This is a genomic window from Pseudomonas sp. SA195, from assembly GCF_054131565.1.
Window position 1 is genome coordinate 291,581 of sequence record NZ_CP096392.1, and the last position, 14,908, is coordinate 306,488.

Genomic DNA, 14,908 nt, shown 5'->3' on the forward strand with positions numbered 1-14,908 from the left:
GAAAGGCTGGCCGGTGTGGGGACGTCAGGCGAATAAATTCACCTCTACAGATGCCGGGCGTAGGGGCGAATTTATGCGCCCCAAAGGCACCCAGCACCTAATGCCAGCGCAACTAGAACTCAGCCCCGGCACACAGACCCGCATGACCCGATCTCGCCTGCGCGGGACCGGGCATGCTCGGCTGATCAGCTCTGCACGTACACCGCATGGGTATGGGTGTACTCGTACAGGCCGTGCTTGCCATCCGCGCCGCCGATGCCGGATTTGCGCACCCCGGCGTGGTAGCCCTGCATCGCCTCGAAGTTCTCGCGGTTGATGTAGGTCTCGCCGAAGTCCAGGCCAGCGGCCGCTTTCATCGCGGTGGACAGATCGCGCGTGTAGATCGAAGAGGTCAGGCCGTACTCGCAGTCGTTGGCCAGGGCGATGGCCTCGTCCAGGTCGTCGATGATCTGTACCGGCAACACCGGGCCGAAAACTTCCTTGCGCATGATTTCCATGTCGTGCGAACAGTTGGCGAGCAGCGTCGGCTGGTAGTGGAAGCCTTTGCCCAGGTCCGCCACGGCGCCACCGGTGACCAGCTGCGCACCCTGGCTCTGGGCGGTGCGCACCATCTGCTCGACCTTGCGCAGCCCGGCCTCGTTGATCAGTGGGCCCATCTCCACGTCCGCCTGGGCGATGGGGTCGCCGTAGCGCGTTTCGGCCAGGGCACCGGCGATGCGTTCGATGAACTGGTCGGCCACGCCGCGCTGCACGTAAACGCGCTCGGCGCAGTTGCAGACCTGCCCGGTGTTGATAATGCGCGAGGCGCGGATGGCGGTGACGGCGAGGTCCAGGTCCGCGTCGTTCATTACGATGGCCGGGGCTTTGCCGCCCAGCTCCAGGTTGAGCTTGGTGACGTTCTGCGCCGCGGCGGCCATGATCCGCTGGCCGGTGCCGACGCTGCCGGTAAAGCTGATCATGTCGATCTTGTCGCTGGTGGTCAGCGCGCTGCCGACCCCAGCGCCGCTGCCGCAGACCACGTTGAACACGCCTTTGGGCAGGTCGGTCTCGGCCACCAGCTTGGCGAATTCGAAGCAGTTGTTCGGCGTCTCTTCGCTGGGCTTGATGACGATGGTGTTGCCGGTCACCAGCGCCGGCGCCATCTTCCGGGCGATCAGGAAGAAGGGGAAGTTCCACGGCAGGATCCCGGCCACCACGCCCAGCGGCTTGCGGAACAGGAAGATGTTTTCGCCGGGCCGGTCGCTGGTGATGATCTCACCCTCGATGCGGCGCGCCCATTCGGCCATGTAGTCGAGGTAGTCGGCGGTGAAGTTGACTTCGACCAGCGCCAGGCTCTGGATCTTGCCGCCTTCCTCGGTGATGACGCGGGCCAGGCGGTCGGCGTTCTGGCGGATCTTGCTGGCAATGGCGCGCAGGTAACCGGCGCGCTCGATGGCAGGCTTCTGGCTCCAGGCTTTCTGCGCGGCGCGGGCGGCGGCGATGGCGCGTTCGGCGGTGGCGGCATCGGACTCCGGCACGCGGGAGAGCACCGCGCCGGTCGCCGGGTTGCGCACCTCGATGAGGTTGTCGCTGGCGACAAAGGCGCCGTCGATGTAGTTCTGGTAGGTCGTCAAGTCAGTCATGTCAATTCTCCTAGTGGTCAGTTGCTGGCCGTTTTCTGGGTCGGCTGTGGCAGGTCGTCCGGGCCGTGCTCAAGGCGATCGTGGGCGCGCTTGATCAGGTATTGATGGATCTGGCCCATCTGCTCCATGTCGAAAGCCTCTGCGAACGACGGCATGCCATCCGGGATGCGTGCGCCGTGGAGGATGCCGAGAAACTGCTCATGCTTTTCCGGGGTGAGCATGCGCAAATCCGGCAGCACGCCGCCGCTGACCGCATGGATGCCGTGGCACTGCGAGCAGTAGCCGTCATAGAGCTTGCCGCCGGCCTCGACGGTGGCGGCATCGGCAGTCAGTGGTGGCGGCTTGGGTGCATCTTCTCGCGGCGCCGGTTCCTGCAGTTCGGCCGTGCCGCCAAGCTTGTAGGTGAGCACTTGGGCATAGGGCTGAACACCGGCACGCAGCGACAGGGCGCCGGCAAAGGTGGAGAAGGCACCGCCCCAGCCCGCCATGAAGGTCACGTACTGCTCGCCGTCCACGCTGTAGGTGATGGGCGCGGCCATCACCCCGCTGGCAGCCGGCTGCTCCCAGAGCTTCTTGCCGGTGTCGGCGGCATAGGCGATGACCCGGCCATCGGCGCTGCCTTCGAAGACCAGATTGCCAGCGGTGCTCAGGGTGCCGCCGTTGAAGATGGTGACGTAGGGCACTTCCCAGGCCTGCTCTTGCTTGACCGGGTCCCAGGCGATCAGCTTGCCGGACCAGGTGTCGGCGTACTTGCCGAGGCCTTCCGGGTCCTCGGGCATCATCCCGGTCTTCAGGCCCAGCTGGTACATGCTCTTGAACTTGTTACGCGCCGGCTTATCCGGCACGTGCTCGTACCAGGCGGACATGATGTGCGCGGGGATGTAGACAAGCCCGGTGTTCGGGTTATAGGACATGGGGTGCCAGTCATGCGCGCCCCAGAAGCCCGGCTGGACCAGCTTGGCCTTCTTTTCACCTTTCCAGTAGGCCGCCGCTTCGTCGTCGACGATGGGCCGGCCGGTCTTCAGATCGACGCCCTTGGCCCAGTTGATCGGCACGATGTTTTCAGCCGAGAGCAGCTCACCGGTGGCGCGGTCGATGACGTAGAAGAAGCCGTTCTTCGGCGCCTGCATCAGCACCTTGCGCTGTTTACCCTTGATCTCCAGGTCAGCCAGGATCATGTGCTGCGTGGCGGTGTAATCCCAGGCATCGCCCGGCGTGGTCTGGTAGTGCCAGACGTATTCGCCGGTGTCGGCGTTGACCGCGACGATGGAGGACAGGAACAGATTGTCGCCCTTGCCCTCGCTGCGCCAGATTGGGTCCCACAGCGAGCCGTTGCCGACGCCGATGTAGAGCAGATTCAGCTCCGGGTCGTAGGCGAAGGAGTCCCAGGCTGTGCCGCCGCCGCCCTGTTCGACGAAGGCGCGGCCGTGCCAGGTCTTCTTGGCTATCTCCATGCCCTTGCCTTCGGCGGGCTTGTCCGGGTCGCCCGGTACGGTGAAGAAGCGCCAGGCCTGCTTACCGGTTTCGGCGTCATAGGCGGTGACGTAGCCGCGCACGCCGAACTCGGCGCCGCCGTTGCCGATCACCACCTTGCCGTTGACTACTCGCGGCGCGCCGGTGATGGAGTAGCTGCGTTCCTTGTCGTAGCGGGTGTCGACCGACCAGACGCGCTCACCGGTCTTGGCGTCGATGGCTTCCAGGCGGCCATCGAGCACGCCGACATAGACCTTGCCCTTCCACACGGCGACGCCGCGGTTGATCGCATCGCAGCAGGCCTCACCGGCGCGGGAACGGTCGGACTTGGGGTCGTACTTCCAGATTTCCTTGCCGGTGCGCGCATCGAGCGCATAGACGATGGAGAAGGGCCCGGTGGTGTACATCACGCCGTCGACCACGATGGGCGTGGCTTCGACGCCGCGGTCGATGTCGAGCTTGTAGCTCCAGGCTAGCCCGAGTTCGTCGACGTTGGCATCGGTGATCTTCTTCAGCGGGCTGAAGCGCTGCTCGCCGTAGTCGCGGCCGTGGCTCATCCAGTTGCCGGGTTCGGCGTCGGCATTGGCGATGCGCTTGCCGTCGACGTCGGCGGCGTGCAGCGGCAGGGACAGCAGGGCAGCAAGGCTGGCGCCCAGCAGCGTGGGCGCCGGAAACCGGCCAAGGTAGGGATCGAATGACTTCATCGCAGGCTCTCTCTTGTTATTGATCGACCGCCTCAGGGGCAGGTCTTCCAGGGAGAGCAACCGCTGTGCCAGGCCGGCCGAAGGGCATGCAGCCCACGGCTGGCGGGGCTTGCGGGCGGGACGGGGCGTGTCAGTGCAACCGAGTGTCGCGCTGCAGGTGTTGCATGGCTGCGACAGGGTCGCAGCCATGCAACGGAGAGGGTCAGCTTCCGAGCAAGGTCAGCACCAGCGGCAGGCTGGCGGCGGCGAGCAGCGTTTGCAGGGTGATGATGCCGGCCATCAGGTGGCTGTCGCCGCCAAGCTGGCGGGTTAACACATAGGCGGTCGGCGCGGTGGGCAGGGCGAAGAACAGCACCAGAATGGTCGTCTCCATCGTCGGCAGGCCGAGCATGATGGCAACGCCATAAGCCAGCAGCGGCACGGCGAGCAGGCGTACCGCGCAATTCCAGCCCAGCGCGGGAATCTCCCCGCCCAGCTCGCGAGGTTTAAGTGCCGCCCCTACGCACAGCAGGCCCAGTGGCAGGCTGGCAGCGGCGAGCAAGGCGAGCAACCGGTCGGTGCCGCCCGGTAGTCCCAGGCCTGAGAAATTGACCAGCGCGCCAGCCAGACACGCGAGGATCAGCGGGTTCTTGATGATTGGAAGGAGCAGGCCGCGCACGCTAACACCGCGCTCGGCCGTCAATGCCCATACGGACATCACGTTCACAGTCGGCACCATGAGAGCAAGCATCAGCGCAGCCATGGCCAGGCCGTCTTTGCCGAACAGGCTGCCCACGGCGGCCAGGCCCAGGTAAGTATTGAAGCGCAGCACGCCCTGGGTGATTGCGCCGAAGCGGGCGGCCGGCCAGCCACGCAGACGCTTGACGGCCAGAAGGGCGATCCAGGCCACGCCGAGGCTCAACATGACCCCACTCGCGAGTTGCGGCAGGGCGGGGTTGTCCAGTGGCGCAGTGGCCAGGCTGCTGAACAGCAGGGCCGGGAATAGGATGAAATAGTTGATGCGCTCCGCGCCGGGCCAGAATTCGGCGCTTGGAAAAGCACGCAAGCGCAAGAAATAGCCGGCGACGATCAGGGCGAAAAGGGGCCAGAGGGCCAGCAGCAGGGTGGTCACTCGTATACATCCATCGGTGCAGGTTCAGCGATAGTGGAACGTCAAGCGCCGCGCCGCAAGCCAGGTGTGGCCGCCGGAACCGGTTGGTGCGTTCATCGGGAAACCAAGCGGGGTGATGTCTAAGTGATATCATTCGCCGGGCCTGTACAAGAGCGATACCGATGTTGACCCTCGAACACCAGTCCGCGGAAGATTTTCGCGACACGTCCTACGGCCGGCAGCTGCTCGGTGGGTTTCGCTGCCTACTGTTCGCGCCCGAGCTGGAGCGCGAGTTCCGCCGCTATGTTGATCGGCAGGCGCGCCTCGCACAGTGCCTAGGTGCCTGTCTGTTGTTGGCGGTGGTCGGCGGCTACCTCTACGTCGAACACAGGCTTTTTACCTATCACGACCCGGCATGGCTGCGCGAACTGACGCTGTTGCGCCTGTTGCAGACGTTGCCCGGTTTCGCTGTCCTGATCATCACGCTGCTGCGAACGCGCATACGGGTAGTGGCGAATCGGCTGTTTCCGCTGTTGCTGGTGCTGGTCGGCGCCATCGCTGCACGTATCGACATCCAGTATGAGGTGCTGCAGCCAGAGTTCGCCTTTCGCTATGGCGCTGGGCTGCTGATCGTTTGTTCATTCTTCTTTCTTGGCATCACGTTCTGGCGCGCGCTGGCCAGCGCGGCGGCGATCATCCTCATCGATATCGTCATCGCCGCGGTGATCCTGCCGTCCGAAGAAATGCGCGTGCACTGGATTTCGGTCAGCTATTACACGCTGCTGCTGATCATCGGCGCGATCAGCCGCTATGTGCATGAGTACTCGCAGCGCGAGCAGTTTCTGGTGCGCAAGCTGCTGGGCTGGGTTGCGGAGCACGACGCCATGAGCGGGCTTGCCAATCGGCGCAGCTTCGACACAGCGCTCAAGCAGACGCTGCTACAGGCGCGACGTGACCGCCAGCCGTTGGCATTGCTGTTGCTCGATCTGGACAACTTCAAGGCCTACAACGACAAGCTGGGCCACCCGGCAGGCGATGCGCTGATCCGCCAGTTCAGCGAGATCCTGGCGGGCTTCTCGCGCCGACCCATGGACCTGGCCGCGCGCGTCGGAGGCGAGGAATTCGCGCTGCTGTTGCTCAACTGCGATGCGCAGGCAGCTCAGGTGATTGCCGGGCAGATACTGGAGGCGTTGGCTGAGCGGGCCATCGCGCACCCGGCGTCGGCGCAGGGCGCGCGTGTCACTGCCAGCATTGGCGTTGCGATGTGGCAGCCCGGGCAGAGCGCCGAGCAGCTCTATCAGGCGGCTGATGCCGCGCTCTACCGCGCCAAACAGGCAGGAAAAAACCGCTACGTTGCAGCCTGACAGGCCCGAAGAAGCGGCTCAGCGGCGCGGCATGACCGGGCGGGTCCGGCCGCTGCCGTCAATCGCGACAAAGACGAACACCGCTTCGGTGACCTTACGCCACTCGCTCGACAGCGGGTCGTCGCTCCACACCTCTACCAGCATGCGAATCGAGCTCCGCCCTACGTCCAGCGTCTGGGTATAGAAGGACAGCTGCGCGCCCACCGGCACCGGCACCATGAAGGCCATCCGGTCGATGGAGACCGTTGCTACCCGGCCGGCCGCGACCCGGCTGGCCATCGCCGTGCCGGCCAGGTCCATCTGCGACACCAGCCACCCGCCATAAATGTCACCGAAGCCGTTGGTCTCGCGCGGCAGTGCAGTCAGCTGGAGAGCGAGGTCGCCCTGCGGGATCGGATCTTCCTGTTCGTATTCTTTCATCGGTCGGACTCGCGGCGCGTTTGTTTTTCTGGCGCGAAAAGCCCGCATCGACGCGGGCAGGGGGCCGAGTATAGCCGCTGACGGCGGGTCCAGCGACCGCCGCCGGCGCGGGTGGCTCGTAACCAGATTGTCATATTCCATTCATAGAGTGGTCACACGGCCTGCAGACAATGGCCTCCGTTCCAACACACTCGAGCACACCCCTGCTAGGAGCAAGGTATGAAACTGAATCGTTTGATGGCGGCCCTGACGTTTGTCGCTGCCGGTGTAGGCGCTGCAAGTTCGGTCGCTGCGGTTGATCCGTCGCTGCCGACGTATGAGAAAACCTCCGGCGTCTCCGGCAACCTGTCCAGCGTCGGTTCCGACTCCCTGGCCAACCTGATGACTCTGTGGGCCGAAGACTTCAAGCGTTTCTACCCGAACGTCAATATCCAGATCCAGGCTGCCGGTTCGTCTACTGCTCCGCCCGCTCTGACTGAAGGCACCGCCAATCTTGGACCGATGAGCCGTCCGATGAAGGACAACGAGATCCAGGCCTTCGAAGAGAAGTATGGCTACAAGCCGACCGCCGTTCCGGTCGCCATCGACGCCCTGGCGGTGTTCGTGCACAAGGACAACCCGATCAAGAGCCTGGACATCGAGCAGGTCGATGCCATCTTCTCCAGCACGCGTCTGTGCGGTGGCGAGCAAGACATCAAGACCTGGGGCGACCTGGGCCTGACCGGTGAGTGGGCTGCCAAGCCGATCCAGTTGTTCGGCCGTAACTCCGTGTCCGGCACTTACGGTTACTTCAAGGAAGAAGCGCTGTGTAAGGGCGACTTCAAGTCCAACGTCAACGAGCAGCCGGGCTCCGCTTCGGTGGTGCAGTCGATTTCCAGCACGCTGAACGCGATTGGTTACTCGGGTATCGGCTACAAGACCTCCAGTGTCCGTGCCGTTCCGCTGTCCAAGGGTGGCGAAGCCTTCGAAGCCAACGAAGAGAACGCGCTGGCTGGCAAGTTCCCGCTGGCTCGCTTCTTCTACGTCTACGTCAACAAGGCGCCGAACAAGCCGCTGAGCCCGATCGACGCCGAGTTCCTGAAGCTCGTACTGTCCAAGCAGGGCCAGGAAGTCGTAGTCAAGGACGGCTACATCCCGCTGCCGAAGAAAGTCGTCGACAAGACGCTGAGCGACCTGGGCCTCAACTAAGGTCTGCTGCACAGCCTGCGACCCCGGTCGCAGGTTGAGCAAACGCCCGCCACGCCAAGCGCGTTGGCGGGCGTTGTCGTGTCATTGCCTTGTAATTTTTCTGTCACACGACTGCATTAAATTAGGCGCCCGACCGGCCCCAAGCCCGGATATAGGCTTGCGCCAACGCGGCGCGGCGGACAAAACGGCCCGAGCGGCCAGGACCTTCGCATGAACGATATCGAGACCATGAGCGCGAATTCCGATCTGCAACGGCTGGACTTCAATACCCCGGCCCTGCAACGCAAGCGCCGCATACGCGCGCTTAAAGACAACATGGCGCGCTGGTACGTCTCCATCGGCGGCCTCGCCGTGCTTGGCGCCATCTGCCTTATTTTCTTTTACCTCGCCCAGGTCGTGACGCCGATGTTTCAGGGGGCTGAGCTGGAAGCTCGCGATCCTCAGCAACCGGCTTGGCTGGCTGAAGCGGGCGAACCGCTGCTACTCGCCATGGAAGAGCAGAATCAAGTCGCGATGCGCTTGGGCGCTGACGGGCTGGTGCGCTTCTTTAGCCTGAGTACGGGCGAATCACTGCGTAGCGTCGAACTGCCGCTACCGGCTGGAAGCCGGATCGTCTCCCTCGGTCAGGACACCCCAGGCAATCGCCGTATCGTCCTTGGACTGGACAACGGCCAAGTCTTGGTCGTTGAGCACAACTATAAAGTCAGCTACCCGAACGGCAAAAAGACCATCACGCCTCAGCTCGACTATCCGTTCGGTAAGGAGCCGCTGCAGCTGGATCCCGAAGGGCGCGCGATAGCCCACGCAGCGGTTAGCTTGAATGGAAAGACGCTGATGGTCGCAGGCGCTGCAAACGGCGCGCTGCAGGCGTTGCGCATTTCCGCCACCGAAAACATGCTGACGGGCGAGACCACCCTCGAAGAAGAGCGGCTGCAATTGCCGCAGCTCGCCGAGCCGATCAAGGCGCTGCGAATCGACCCGAGGCACATGTGGCTGTTCGCCGTGAGCGGTCGCGCCAGCGTTGATGTCTTCGACCTGCGCCGTAAGCAACTGAACGGTCGTTACAAGTTGCTGAGCGGAAAAGGTGAGATCACGACCGTTGCTTCGCTGCTGGGCGGCATCTCGCTAATGGTGGGTGACTCAACGGGCGGTATCGGCCAGTGGTTCATGGTGCGTAGCAGTGACGGCCAGGCCGAACTGCAGAACGTGCGCAATTTCCAGCTAGCGGATAACGCCATCACCCAGATCCTTCCGGAAGAACGTCGCAAGGGCTTCCTTGCACTCGACAGCGCTGGCCAGCTGGGCATTTTTCACAGCACCGCGCACCGTACACTGCTGACCGAACAGGTTGCCGAGGGTGCGGCGATCGCCGCCATGTCGCCGCGTGCCACACGGCTGCTGGTCGAGTCCGATGGCCAACTGCAGCGCTTCGTAATCGACAACCCGCACCCGGAAATCTCCTGGAGCGCGCTGTGGGGCAAGGTCTGGTACGAAAGCTATCCGGAGCCGGACTATGTCTGGCAGTCCACCTCCGCAACGGGTGACTTCGAGCCCAAGCTGAGCCTGTCACCGCTGGCGTTCGGCACGCTCAAGGCCGCTTTCTACGCCATGCTGCTGGCCGCACCGCTGGCTATCTGCGCCGCCTTCTACACCGCCTACTTCATGGCGCCCTCGCTGCGTCGTAAGGTCAAGCCGGTCATCGAACTGATGGAAGCGCTGCCGACGGTCATCCTCGGCTTCTTCGCCGGCCTGTTCCTCGCGCCGTTCCTGGAAAACCACCTGCCAGGCATCTTCAGCCTGCTCATGCTCACGCCAATCGGCATTCTGCTCGCCGGCTGGGCGTGGAGCCGCCTGCCTGAGCGCATCCGCCTGAGCGTGCCGGATGGCTGGGAAGCGGTGTTGCTGATTCCAGTGATTCTGCTCGTGGGTTGGGGCTCGATCGCCGTCAGCGGCCATCTAGAGAACTGGATCTTCAATGGCGACATGCGCCACTGGCTGTCCCATGAAATGGGCATTCCTTTCGATCAGCGCAACGCGTTGGTGATTGGACTCGCGATGGGTTTCGCGGTGATCCCGACCATCTATTCGATCGCCGAGGACGCCGTGTTCAGCGTGCCGAAGAGCCTGACCCTGGGTTCGCTGGCCCTCGGCGCGACGCCGTGGCAGACACTGACGCGCGTCGTCCTGTTGACTGCGAGCCCGGGCATTTTCTCGGCCTTGATGATCGGCATGGGCCGCGCCGTGGGCGAAACCATGATCGTGCTGATGGCCACCGGTAACACGCCGATCATGGAAATGAACATCTTCGAAGGCATGCGCACCCTGGCGGCGAACGTCGCGGTGGAAATGCCCGAGTCGGAAGTCGGCAGTACCCACTACCGCGTGCTCTTCCTCGCCGCGATGGTGCTGTTGATGTTCACCTTCGTGATGAACACGCTGGCCGAGCTGATTCGCCAGCGCCTGCGTCGCAAGTACGCCAGCCTGTAACCGAAGCCCCGCCTGCGGGCGCAAGACGCTGCCGGTGACGGCTGCGAACAGATTTCGACAAAGGTATCGATCCGTGAAAAAGGATTCGCTGAAAACCTGGATCAAGAGTGGCACTCCCTGGGTCTGGATGAACGCCGGCGCTGTGTCCATCGCGGTCATCATGACCCTTGGCCTGCTCGCCGTTATCGCTGTACGTGGCCTCGAGCATTTCTGGCCGGCGGATGTGATTGTCGCCGACTATCAGGTGCCCGGCGCCGAGCAGAAGATCATGGCTGGCGAAGTGGTGCAGGCTGAGCAGGTGCCGCGCGCGCGCCTGGCTGCCAGCGGGCTGCCGGTTAATGTGGAAGGCGGGGAATTCATGACCCGCGAACTGCTCAAGGTCGGCAACCGTGAGGTCTACGGCGCGGACTTCTCTTGGGTCATCGGCGAGTGGCTGAGCAACCCGCGCAAGCCTGCCGACCTGGTTGCCCTGGAGCGCCGCGAATGGGGCAACTTCTACGGTGAACTGCTTGCCGTAAAAGAAGAAGGCAACCTGGTCGCCGAGGGCGAGGCTGCATGGAGCGAGCTGCAAGCGCGCATCGAACGTGTAGACGATCTTCATGAACGCATTGCCGAGCTAGAAGCGGTAGACATCGGCCGCATCAACCACGGCCTCGAGCGCCTGCGGCTGAAAACACGCAAGCTCGAGCTCGATGGTCAGCTCGACGAAGCGGCCCAGGCCGAACTCGACGCCGAGCGCGCCCAATGGGATGCCGAATACAAGGCGTTGGAAGGCCAGCTGGTCAGCCTGTACAAGGAATTCAACCGCGACAGCATCACCATGCGCACCATGGACGGCCGCGAGCAGGAGATCAGCCTCGGCAAGGTGGTCCGCGCCTACCGCCCGAACGCCATGTCGCTGACGGACAAGATGGGCTTCTACTTCGCCAAGATCTGGGAGTTCGTCAGTGACGAGCCGCGTGAGGCCAATACCGAGGGCGGCATCTTCCCGGCGATTTTCGGCACCGTGCTGATGACCCTCATCATGGCGGTCATCGTCACGCCGTTCGGCGTGATCGCGGCGGTCTACCTGCGCGAATACGCGAAGCAGGGCGTCCTGACCCGCATCATCCGCATCGCCGTGAACAACCTCGCCGGCGTGCCCTCGATCGTCTACGGCGTGTTCGGCCTGGGCTTCTTCGTCTATGTGCTTGGTGGCTCGCTCGACCGCATCTTCTACCCCGAGGCGGCGCCGGCGCCGGTATTCGGCACGCCTGGCCTGATGTGGGCGTCGCTTACCCTGGCGATTCTTACGCTACCGGTGGTGATCGTGGCCACCGAGGAAGGTTTGGCCCGTATTCCGCGCATCCTCCGTGAAGGTTCGCTGGCGTTGGGCGCAACCAAGTCCGAGACGCTGTGGAAGGTGGTGCTGCCGATGGCCAGCCCGGCGATGATGACCGGCCTGATCCTCGCTGTTGCACGCGCCGCCGGTGAAGTCGCACCGCTGATGCTGGTGGGTGTGGTCAAGCTCGCGCCGAGCCTGCCGCTTAACGGCAACTACCCTTACCTGCATCTGGATCAGAAGATCATGCACCTGGGCTTCCATATCTACGACGTCGGCTTCCAGAGCCCCAACGTCGAGGCGGCACGCCCATTGGTCTACGCGACGGCGCTGCTGCTGGTCCTGGTCATCGCCATCCTCAACCTGACCGCGGTCGTGATTCGTAACCATCTGCGCGAAAAATACAAAGCGCTTGATCACTAACAGCCGATAAAAGCGCTGGAGGCCGGCGCTGGGCGAACAAGCGGCACTGACCGCGTCCAGCTCAAGCCTCTGGCCTCCAGCGACTACGGAGACATCTCATGTCACAAGCAAAGACGCATTCCATCGACATTTCGGCGCTGGGTCGTGACAAGCGCGCCCTGGACCTGGCCAGCGAGCAGGTCGCCATCGAGGTGCCGGACCTGAGCCTCTACTACGGCGAAAAGCAGGCGCTCTACAACGTCAGCCTGAACATTCCGCGTCAGCGCGTAACCGCTTTCATCGGCCCGTCCGGTTGCGGTAAGTCGACGCTGCTGCGCTGCTTCAACCGCATGAACGACCTGGTCGACGGCTGCCGCATCGAAGGCGCCATTAACCTCGACGGCAACAATATCTACCGCAAGGGCGAAGACGTTGCCGACCTGCGTCGTCGCGTCGGTATGGTATTCCAGAAGCCCAACCCGTTCCCCAAGAGCATCTACGAGAACGTGGTGTATGGCCTGCGCATCCAGGGGATCAAGCAGAAGCGCGTGCTCGACGAGACCGTCGAATGGGCCCTCAAGGGCGCCGCCCTGTGGGATGAGGTCAAGGATCGCCTGCATGAGTCCGCGCTCGGCCTCTCCGGCGGTCAGCAACAGCGCCTGGTGATCGCCCGCACCATCGCCGTGCAGCCGGAAGTGCTGCTGCTCGACGAGCCGAGCTCGGCACTCGACCCGATCTCCTCGCTGAAAGTCGAAGAGCTCATCTACGAACTGAAGGCCAAGTACACCATCGTCATTGTGACCCACAACATGCAACAGGCCGCGCGGGTTTCGGACTACACGGCGTTCATGTACATGGGCAAGCTGATCGAGTACGGCGATACCGATACGCTGTTCACCAATCCCGAAAAGAAGCAGACCGAAGACTACATCACCGGCCGCTACGGTTGATGCCATGGGAAATCTCCTCTGGCTTTGTCGGGCGCGCTTGCCGTACTACTCGTACTGTCAGCGCGCGCCCTCCGCGCCAGTGAAGATTTCCCAAGGGCCTCAACGTTAAGTCGACAATTTTCTAGGTGCGCTGCGCACCAGAGCCGCCTAGCGGCAGCCTCCTCGGAGCGAAACAATGATCAGCAAAGACAGCCACACGCAACATATCTCCCAGCAGTTCAACGCCGAGCTGGAAGAGGTGCGCAGCCATCTTCTGGCCATGGGTGGCCTGGTGGAGAAGCAGGTCAACGACGCGGTCACCGCGCTGATCGAGGCCGATTCCGGGCTGGCGCAGCAGGTACGTGACGTCGACGATCAGATCAACCACATGGAGCGCGACATCGACGAGGAGTGCATTCGCATTCTGGCCCGTCGTCAGCCTGCTGCCTCCGACCTGCGCTTGATCATCAGCATCTCCAAGTCGGTGATCGACCTGGAACGCATCGGTGACGAAGCGACCAAGATCGCCCGCCGCGCCATCGAGCTGTGCGAAGACGGCGAGTCGCCACGCGGTTACGTCGAGGTCCGTCATATCGGCGACCAGGTGCGCCGCATGGTGCAGGAAGCGCTCGATGCCTTTGCCCGTTTCGACGCCGAACTGGCCCTGTCTGTCGCGCAGTACGACAAGACCGTCGACCGAGAATACAAGACCGCGCTGCGCGAGCTGGTCACCTACATGATGGAAGACCCGCGCTCGATCTCCCGCGTGCTCAGCGTTATCTGGGTACTGCGTTCGTTGGAGCGGATCGGCGACCATGCGCGCAACATCGCCGAAATGGTGATCTACCTGGTGCGCGGCACCGACGTGCGCCACCTGGGCCTGACCCGTATGGCAGAAGAGGTCGCCAAGCGCGACTGACCCTTCAACGTCGCGCCAGCGCCTCGCTCAGGTAATCGATCATCGCCCGCTGCTTCGGCGGCAGGTGCCTGTTCGGTCGCCAGAGCAGCCAGGCGGCGCCCTGATAGGAGCCGGTGAAGCGCCAGCCAGGCAGCACTTCGCAAAGCCGCCCTTGTTCCAGGGCGGCGGCCGCGGTGAACTGCGGCAGCACGGCGATGCCCAGCCCGGCTAGCGCTACCTCCAGACGGGCTTCGCTGTGGTTGCTCTGGAAGCGACCCCGCACCAGTACCGTCTCCTGCCGCTCGCCATCACTGAAGTGCCAGCGGTTATCGCCGGCGCGCTCGCCCAGATAGAGGCAGTCGTGACCAAGCAATGCCTGCGGATGTTGCGGAGTGCCGCGCTCCTGCAGATAAGCCGGGGTTGCGCACAGTAGCTGACGGACCGGGCCGAGCGGCTTTCCGGCCAGTTCTTCGGGCGGGTGGTCGGTGACCTGTACCAGCACGTCGAAGCCATCCTCGATCAGGCTTGGGCTCTGATCGCTGATGTGTAATTGCACGTCGACCTCGGGGTAACGCCCAAGAAAGCCTGGCATCAATGGGCTGATCACGAACTTACCGTACGCCTTCGGCACGCTCAGGCGGACCAGCCCACGCGGACAGCTCATCAGCCGCTCCCCGATGGCTAGCGCCTGGTCGGCGGCGTCCAGCATCGCTCGGCAATGCGTGTAGAACTCTCGCCCAGCCTCGTTCAGACGCAGCTGCCGCGTGGTGCGTTCGAGCAGGCGCAGCGCGAGTTGTTGCTCGAGCCGTGCTACCTGCCTGCTGACCGCCGAGGCCGTCATATCGAGCTGGCGCGCCGCCGCGGAAAAGCTTCCGGCCTCAACCACGCGGACAAAAACGGCCATGCCAGGCAGCAGAGCCGCGCCATCATTTATTCCCATAGCGCACAAGTCCTGTTCTGAGGTCACGGATTATCGATCCGCTCGGAAAGGTTAACAATCGCCCCTCCAC

At 63.5% G+C, this 14,908-nt stretch carries 11 protein-coding genes; 6 read left to right on the forward strand and 5 right to left on the reverse strand.

From position 1 onward, the window contains the following. Positions 1 to 185: 185 nt before the first annotated feature. From aldA to M1D78_RS01360, 3 genes are all read right to left on the reverse strand, one after another. Positions 186 to 1,622, reverse strand: coding sequence for an aldehyde dehydrogenase (gene aldA / locus M1D78_RS01350; protein ID WP_437422353.1), 1,437 nt, complete (start codon positions 1,620 to 1,622; stop codon positions 186 to 188). 17 nt (positions 1,623 to 1,639) lie between these two features. Then, entirely contained in the window at positions 1,640 to 3,799 is a 2,160-nt protein-coding gene (locus M1D78_RS01355) for a PQQ-dependent dehydrogenase, methanol/ethanol family (protein ID WP_437422352.1), read from the reverse strand. Positions 3,800 to 4,001: 202 nt separating this feature from the next. Further along, complete coding sequence (locus M1D78_RS01360) at positions 4,002 to 4,916, reverse strand: AEC family transporter (protein ID WP_457933566.1); 915 nt, start codon at positions 4,914 to 4,916, stop codon at positions 4,002 to 4,004. 155 nt (positions 4,917 to 5,071) lie between these two features. Here M1D78_RS01360 and M1D78_RS01365 point away from each other — a divergent pair, with 155 nt between their 5' ends. Further along, positions 5,072 to 6,253, forward strand: coding sequence for a GGDEF domain-containing protein (locus M1D78_RS01365; RefSeq protein WP_437422350.1), 1,182 nt, complete (start codon positions 5,072 to 5,074; stop codon positions 6,251 to 6,253). An 18-nt stretch (positions 6,254 to 6,271) separates the two neighbouring features. Here the strand turns inward: M1D78_RS01365 and M1D78_RS01370 are convergent, their stop codons facing one another. Further along, complete coding sequence (locus M1D78_RS01370) at positions 6,272 to 6,673, reverse strand: acyl-CoA thioesterase (protein WP_437422349.1); 402 nt, start codon at positions 6,671 to 6,673, stop codon at positions 6,272 to 6,274. 219 nt (positions 6,674 to 6,892) lie between these two features. On the opposite strand from M1D78_RS01370, the gene M1D78_RS01375 reads away from it, so the two are divergent. From M1D78_RS01375 to phoU, 5 genes are all read left to right on the forward strand, one after another. Then, positions 6,893 to 7,861: a phosphate ABC transporter substrate-binding protein PstS family protein gene (locus M1D78_RS01375; RefSeq protein ID WP_437422348.1), complete on the forward strand. Its 969-nt coding sequence runs from the start codon at positions 6,893 to 6,895 to the stop codon at positions 7,859 to 7,861. A 210-nt stretch (positions 7,862 to 8,071) separates the two neighbouring features. Continuing rightward, a complete protein-coding gene (locus M1D78_RS01380) occupies positions 8,072 to 10,348 on the forward strand; it encodes an ABC transporter permease subunit (protein WP_437422347.1) in 2,277 nt (758 codons plus the stop codon). 127 nt (positions 10,349 to 10,475) lie between these two features. Next, the gene (pstA, locus tag M1D78_RS01385; RefSeq protein ID WP_457933567.1) at positions 10,476 to 12,092 is read left to right on the forward strand and encodes a phosphate ABC transporter permease PstA; all 1,617 of its coding nucleotides are present in this window, start codon (positions 10,476 to 10,478) and stop codon (positions 12,090 to 12,092) included. A gap of 98 nt (positions 12,093 to 12,190) precedes the next feature. Continuing rightward, complete coding sequence (gene pstB / locus M1D78_RS01390; protein ID WP_437422345.1) at positions 12,191 to 13,021, forward strand: phosphate ABC transporter ATP-binding protein PstB; 831 nt, start codon at positions 12,191 to 12,193, stop codon at positions 13,019 to 13,021. Between the two features lie 175 nt (positions 13,022 to 13,196). Beyond that, a complete protein-coding gene (gene phoU, locus M1D78_RS01395) occupies positions 13,197 to 13,919 on the forward strand; it encodes a phosphate signaling complex protein PhoU (RefSeq protein ID WP_437422344.1) in 723 nt (240 codons plus the stop codon). Between the two features lie 4 nt (positions 13,920 to 13,923). Here the strand turns inward: phoU and M1D78_RS01400 are convergent, their stop codons facing one another. Next, the gene (locus M1D78_RS01400; protein WP_437422343.1) at positions 13,924 to 14,838 is read right to left on the reverse strand and encodes a LysR family transcriptional regulator; all 915 of its coding nucleotides are present in this window, start codon (positions 14,836 to 14,838) and stop codon (positions 13,924 to 13,926) included. Between the last annotated feature and the right edge of the window lie 70 nt (positions 14,839 to 14,908).